Annotated in this window: 6 protein-coding genes and 1 tRNA gene; 3 read left to right on the top strand and 4 right to left on the bottom strand. The window is 65.7% G+C overall.

The window, feature by feature from the left end; translation table 11 throughout:
• The coding region (locus tag VGF12_RS02210; protein ID WP_331174414.1) for a CNNM domain-containing protein at positions 1-470 on the bottom strand (470 nt) is incomplete at its 3' end.
• 127 nt (positions 471-597) lie between these two features.
• Here VGF12_RS02210 and VGF12_RS02205 point away from each other — a divergent pair.
• Positions 598-1,422, top strand: coding sequence for a symmetrical bis(5'-nucleosyl)-tetraphosphatase (locus VGF12_RS02205; RefSeq protein ID WP_331174413.1), 825 nt, complete (start codon positions 598-600; stop codon positions 1,420-1,422).
• A 28-nt stretch (positions 1,423-1,450) separates the two neighbouring features.
• A tRNA-Ser gene (locus tag VGF12_RS02200) sits at positions 1,451-1,540 on the top strand.
• A gap of 13 nt (positions 1,541-1,553) precedes the next feature.
• Here VGF12_RS02200 and VGF12_RS02195 read toward each other — a convergent pair.
• From VGF12_RS02195 to VGF12_RS02185, 3 genes are all read right to left on the bottom strand, one after another.
• Positions 1,554-3,122, bottom strand: coding sequence for an ABC transporter substrate-binding protein (locus tag VGF12_RS02195; protein WP_331174412.1), 1,569 nt, complete (start codon positions 3,120-3,122; stop codon positions 1,554-1,556).
• Between the two features lie 55 nt (positions 3,123-3,177).
• Positions 3,178-4,416: an HD-GYP domain-containing protein gene (locus VGF12_RS02190; protein ID WP_331174411.1), complete on the bottom strand. Its 1,239-nt coding sequence runs from the start codon at positions 4,414-4,416 to the stop codon at positions 3,178-3,180.
• Positions 4,417-4,546: 130 nt separating this feature from the next.
• A complete protein-coding gene (locus VGF12_RS02185) occupies positions 4,547-5,191 on the bottom strand; it encodes a cytochrome c (RefSeq protein ID WP_331174410.1) in 645 nt (214 codons plus the stop codon).
• 100 nt (positions 5,192-5,291) lie between these two features.
• On the opposite strand from VGF12_RS02185, the gene VGF12_RS02180 reads away from it, so the two are divergent.
• A partial coding sequence (locus VGF12_RS02180; protein ID WP_331174409.1) for a MoxR family ATPase occupies positions 5,292-6,132 on the top strand: 841 nt, incomplete at its 3' end.

The raw sequence follows: 6,132 nt of genomic DNA, 5'->3' as shown, positions 1-6,132 counted from the left end.
GAGATGCTCAGCGTGCGCACCAGCGGGCGGGCGATGATCGAAATGAACGTCATCGTCGGCGCCACCAGCCGAGCCACGGTCTCCGGATAGATCTGGCCGATGCGCTTGGGCACCAGTTCGCCGAAGACGATTGTCAGCAGCGTAATGATGATCACCACCAGCGCGGTCGCCGCGATCTGCGTGGCATTGGGGTTCAACGAGAACGTGGCACTCAGCCACGCCGACAGCGGGCCCGAGAAAGCCGCGTCGCCCACGATACCGTTGAGCACGCCGATGCCGGTGATGCCGATCTGCACCGTCGACAGGAACTTGGTCGGGTTGTCGTGCAGGTCCATCGCGGCCTGCGCGCCGCCCTCGCCGCTTTCCACCATCACCTGCAGCCGCGCCTTGCGGCTGGCGGTGAGCGCCATCTCCGACATCGCGAACAAGCCGTTGAGAAGGATCAGGAAGAGAACGAGAGCAGTGTCCATCGAAGGCGCCAGATCAAGGGAAAACCCGGACCGGCGCGGGGTCAAAAACGAAGCCCGGCAGCCTATCAGAAGGCGGAACTCCGGCCCATCGTGCGATCCCTCGACCGGGGGCCGGGACAATCACGCCATGAACTATCTGATCGGCGACGTCCAGGGCTGCTGCGACGCCCTGGAGCGACTGCTGCAACGCCTGGACTTCTCCCCGTCGCGCGACCGTCTCTGGCTGCTGGGCGATCTCGTCAACCGCGGGCCGGCCTCGCTCGCCACGCTGCGTCGCCTGGTCCGCCTGGGGGCCGCGGCCACCTGCCTGCTCGGCAACCACGACCTGCACCTGCTCGCCGCCCATTACGGTGTGCGCCAGCCGCACCGCGGCGACACGCTGGACGACATCCTTTCAGCGTCGGACCGCGAGGCGCTGATGGACTGGCTTCGTCAGCAGCGCATGGCAGTCTTCGAGGCTGGCTGGCTGATGGTGCATGCCGGCGTAGCCCCGCAGTGGAGCCGCGACGATACCCTGGCGCTGGCCGGCGAGGTGGAGGCCGTGCTGCGCGGTCCGGCCCTGCCCGAGTTCCTGCACGCCATGTACGGCAACGAGCCAGCGCGCTGGGATCCCGGTCTCACCGGCACCGACCGGCTGCGCTTCACCGTCAATGCACTCACCCGGCTGCGTTTTTGCAACGCCGACGGCAAGATGGATTTCAAGACCAAGGACGGTGCCGGTGCCGCGCCCGCCGGCTTCATGCCATGGTTCGAGGTGCCGGGCCGGCAAACGGCGGGCACTCCCATCGCCTTCGGCCATTGGTCCACGCTTGGGCTGCTGGACCGTCCCGACCTGCTGGGGCTGGACACGGGCTGCGTCTGGGGCGGGCGGCTGACGGCGGCGCGCGTTGATGGCGGGCGTCGCGACATCATCCAGGTCGATTGCCCGCAGGCACAGCGACCGGGCCCCTGAGCCAGCGCCCGTAGAATGCGCGCCCTGAGGAAGCGTGGGAGAGTGGTTTAATCCAGCGGTCTTGAAAACCGCCGAGGCCGCGAGGTCTCCGTGAGTTCGAATCTCACCGCTTCCGCCAGTCGGCGGCGCTGTCAACGGCCCACCTTCACCCAGGCCAGTTCCAGCCAGTTGTCCGGCCGGTGCACGGCCGTGACGTTGGCGCGGGCACCCCAGGGTACAACCTGGCGATGCAGCGGAATGACGTTGACCTGCTCGCGGAGCTCGGCCAGCGCGCCGCGGATCTGTTGCTCGCGCTTTTTCTCGTCCGGCTCGACGCTGGACTGCGCCGCCAGCGCATCCGCCTTGTCGTTGCGAAAGCCCCCGAAGTTGTAGTTGCCCACGCCCTTGTCGCCGCGCTTGCGGTAGAGCGGGGTCAGGATGGCCTCCGCATCGGTCACCGAGCCGCCCCAGCCGTACATGTAGAGGCTGGTGTCGTACTTCTCCAGCTTGGGGAAGTACAGGACGCGTGGCATGGCATTGACCTTGACCCTGACCTTGAGCTGCGCCCACATCGAGGCGAGGGCCGTGCAGATCTGCTCGTCGTTGATGTAGCGGTTGTTGGGGCAGTCGAGCGTCACCTCGAAGCCGTCGGCATAGCCGGCATCGGCCATCAGCTTGCGGGCGCCAGCGAGGTCGTACGGCAGGCGGGTCTGCAGGGCGGGGTCGTCGAAGGACGCGTTGCCGGACGGCGTCAGCGCCCCGGTGGGCACTGACAGGCCGCTCATCAGCTTGCTCCTGATCGCGTCGATGTCGATGGCCTGGTAGAGCGCGCGGCGCACGCGCAGGTCTTTGAAGGGGTTCTTGTCGCCGGGGACCTTGCCGTAGAGCAGCTTGTCACGCGACTGGTCCATGCCAATGAACACGAGACGGTTCTCGGGCCCCTCGATGACCTTGACGCCGGCCGTGTTGCGCAGCCGGGCGATGTCACGCGGCGCAGGGTCGAGCACGAAGTCGATCTCGCCCGACACCAGTGCAGCCAGCCGCGTCGCATCGGTGGCGATGGGCGTGTAGACGGCCTCCTGCACGTTGCCCTCGAACTTGCCCCACCAGTTCGGATTGCGCTTCAGCACGGTCCGGATGCCCGGCTGGCGGCTCGCCAGCATGAAGGGGCCCGTTCCGTTGGTGTTCAGCGCCGCGAAGCTCTCCTCCTTGTTCTTGAAGTCCAGCGGCTTGGTGACGCGGTGGGTCTCGCACCACTTGCGGCTCATGATCCAAAGCTGATCGATGTGCTGCAGGAAGACAGGGTTGAAGGTCGCCAGCTGGAAGTCCACGGTCAGGTCGTCGATGCGCTTGGGCACCCCGACGGCGTTGGCCCAGACGGCGATCTGCGAGGTCGGCTCCTTGGCGCGCTGCACCGAGAAGACGACATCGTCTGCCGTCAGCGGCGTGCCATCATGAAACTTGACACCCGAGCGCAGCTTGAAGCGCCAGGTCAGCGGGCCGGTCTGGGTCCAAGAGGTCGCCAGACCCGGCACCAGCCCCAGCTTGGCATCGCGGTTGGTCAGTCGTTCGTAGATCTGGCCATTGACCATGTTGGTCAGGCTCTCGTTCTGCGAATCCGGGTCCATGGTCTGGGGGTCACCCTGACTGGACCAGCGCAAGGTCTGGGCCGATGCGCCGCAAGCGAGCGCCAGCAAGGCCACGCCAATCCATCGTTTCATTGCTGTTCTCCCAACTGCATTGACCGCAGTTTAGGAGGGGCCGCAATACCCTTAGTCAGCGTCGCGGGTTGGGATTCCAGAACTCGTCGAGGCGGCCGAAGTTCCAGTTCTCCGGGGGTTCCCGGCCGACGATGCGTTCGCTGGTTCCGGGGGCGGCAAGGTCGAGAAGCTGCACCGGGATGGGCATACCGGACTTGGTCGAGAAGAAGACTCTGACGCGCGGCGAGATCAGGGAGGCCGGGTTCTGCTCCACGACCACAGCCAGGCGGCCGGACTGCAGCCGCACCAGCGTGCCGGTTGGGTAGATGCCCACGCTCTTCACGAAGGCCTGGAAGATGATGGGGTCGAACTGCCCCTTCCACTGGGCCATGCGTTGCAATGAGCCGGCGGGGTCCCAGGCGGCCTTGTAGGGGCGCGTGGACGTGATGGCGTCGTAGACGTCGCAGACCGCGCCCATGCGCGCCATCAGACTGATCTGATCACCCGCGAGCTTGTGCGGGTAGCCGGTTCCGTCGATCTTCTCGTGGTGGTGCAGGCAGACATCCAGCGCCACCGGCGGCACCTTGGCGCCGTCCTTGAGCAGCTCCCAGCCGCGTTCGGGGTGGCTGCGCATCACCTTGAACTCCGAATCGGTCAGTGCGCCGGGCTTGTTCAGCACCTCCAGCGGCATCTGCATCTTGCCGACATCGTGCAGCAGCCCGGCCAGGCCGGCTTCGCGGGCCTGCTCGTCGGGCAGGCCCATGTGGCGGGCCAGCGCCACCATCAGGCCGCACACGGCGACCGAATGCATGTAGGTGTAGTCGTCCCGGGTCTTGAGCCGGGCCAGGCTCAGGAAGGCCGAGGGGTTGCGCGCGAGGGAGGATGCGATCTCACCCACGATGGGCAGGCAGACCTCGGCATCGATGGCCTTGCCCAAGCGTGCCTCGTTGAACAGCGCCGTGACGGCCAGCCGCGAGCGGTTCAGCACCTGGGACGCGCGGCTCAGCTCGTCCTCGAAGCAGGCGCGAGGCTCAGGCGGCACAGGTGCCGGCGCCGGTCCGGGTGCCGGTGCGGCCACGACTTCAACCTGGGGTGCCTCGACCGGCGCCGAGACCGGGAGCGGCGGCGCGACATCGCAGCCCTTGCTGACGTCGATCCAGATCGCCGGCACGCCGCTGGCTTTCAGCGCGGCCAGGTCGGCCGGGTCGGCCAGGACGAACTTCGTCTTCCAGAACGGGTGAGACAGCCACGAACCCTCCAGGGACTGGAGGAACATCCCTAAGGTTGCTTCAGAGGCTGGTATTTTTTTGAGCATGGCCTGCACTCGCGGGGCGAGTATCCCCGCGGGACCCGGCCCGGTGCGTGCAGCAATGCACACCGAACCCGCCTCGCTCAAAAAAAGAAAAGCCGCCCTGGGGCGGCTTCGGTCGCGGGCGCAGGCGCGCTCAGCGGAACTTGCTCTGCGGCACGGTTGCCATCTCGGTCGGCAGCGAACCGATGTAGGCCGCGATGGCCTTCAGTTCGGCATTGCTGAACTGCTTGACCTGACCGGCCATCACGCCGTTGCTGCGGCCGACATTGTTGTTGTTCTCGGTCTTGTAGGACTTCAACGCGACGCTCAGATAGTCGGCGTGCTGACCAGCGAGCTTGGGATAGCTCGGGTCGATGGGCTTGCTGAAGTTGGCGCCGTGGCAGGACACGCAAGCACCCTTGGTCAGCAGCTCGGCGACGTTGGCCGGCGCGGCCGGGACGCTGTCGGCCACTGCCGGCAGCTTGGCCTGCTGCTCGTAGAAGGCGGCGATGTCGTTCATGTCCTGCTCACTCAGCGAGCCGGCGATACCACGCATCGTCGGGTGCTTGCGATCGCCCTTGGCATAGGCCTGCAGCGCCGTGACGATGTATTTGGCGTTCTGGCCAGCAATCATCGGCACCTTGTGGATCTCGGGGAAGCTGGCCTGATAGCCGGCGATGCCATGGCAGCCAATGCACATGGCGATCTTCTTCTCGCCAGCCTTCACATCCTGAGCCTGGGCGGCAACGGCGCCAAAGGCAGCGGCCAGGGCGAGCGAGATCTGCAGCAGTTTTTTCATGGTCCCAAGTGGTCTCGTGTTGGTGTCGTGTTCTTGAGCGGCGGCGATTATAGGAGGCCTCCTATACTGATCCGGCCTCGTTCAAGCCCCGGTTTTCCCCATGAAATTCCAAGGTTCCGACCAGTACGTCGCCACCGCCGACCTGAAGCTCGCGGTCAATGCCGCAGCCACCCTGCAACGCCCTCTGCTGATCAAGGGCGAGCCAGGCACCGGCAAAACCATGCTGGCCGAGGAGGTCGCGTCGGCGCTCGGGATGCCGCTGCTGCAGTGGCACATCAAGAGCACGACCAAGGCCCAGCAGGGCCTCTATGAATATGACGCCGTCAGCCGGCTGCGCGACAGCCAGCTCGCCGGCATCGAGGGCAGCGAGCGCGTCCGCAACATCGAGAACTACATCGTCAAGGGCGTGCTGTGGCAGGCCTTCGAGGCCGACCGGCCTGTCGTGCTGCTGATCGACGAGATCGACAAGGCCGACATCGAGTTCCCGAACGACCTGCTGCGCGAGATCGACCGCATGGAGTTCTACTGCTACGAGACGCGCGAGATGATCCGCGCCAAGCACCGGCCGCTGGTGTTCATCACCTCCAACAACGAAAAGGAGCTGCCCGACGCCTTCCTGCGCCGCTGCTTCTTCCACTACATCAAGTTCCCCGAAGCCGAGACGATGAAAAAGATCGTCGACGTGCACTTCCCCACCCTCAAGAGCGAGCTGCTCACGGTGGCGATGAAGACCTTCTACGACGTGCGCAATCTCCCCGGCCTGAAGAAGAAACCCTCGACCAGCGAACTGCTCGACTGGCTCAAGCTGCTGGTGGCCGAGGACATCCCGCTGTCGGCGCTGCAAAGCCAGGACAACAAGGTGTCGGTGCCGCCGCTGGTGGGGGCCCTGCTGAAGAACGAACAGGACGTGAGCCTGTTCGAGAAGCTGGTCTTCATGAACC

Origin of the sequence: Roseateles sp. (genome assembly GCF_036404855.1) — a bacterium.
In the GTDB taxonomy this organism is placed as follows: Bacteria; Pseudomonadota; Gammaproteobacteria; order Burkholderiales; family Burkholderiaceae_C; genus Pelomonas.
Note: the sequence above shows the minus strand (reverse complement) of the source record. Positions and strands in the feature narration are given on the sequence as shown.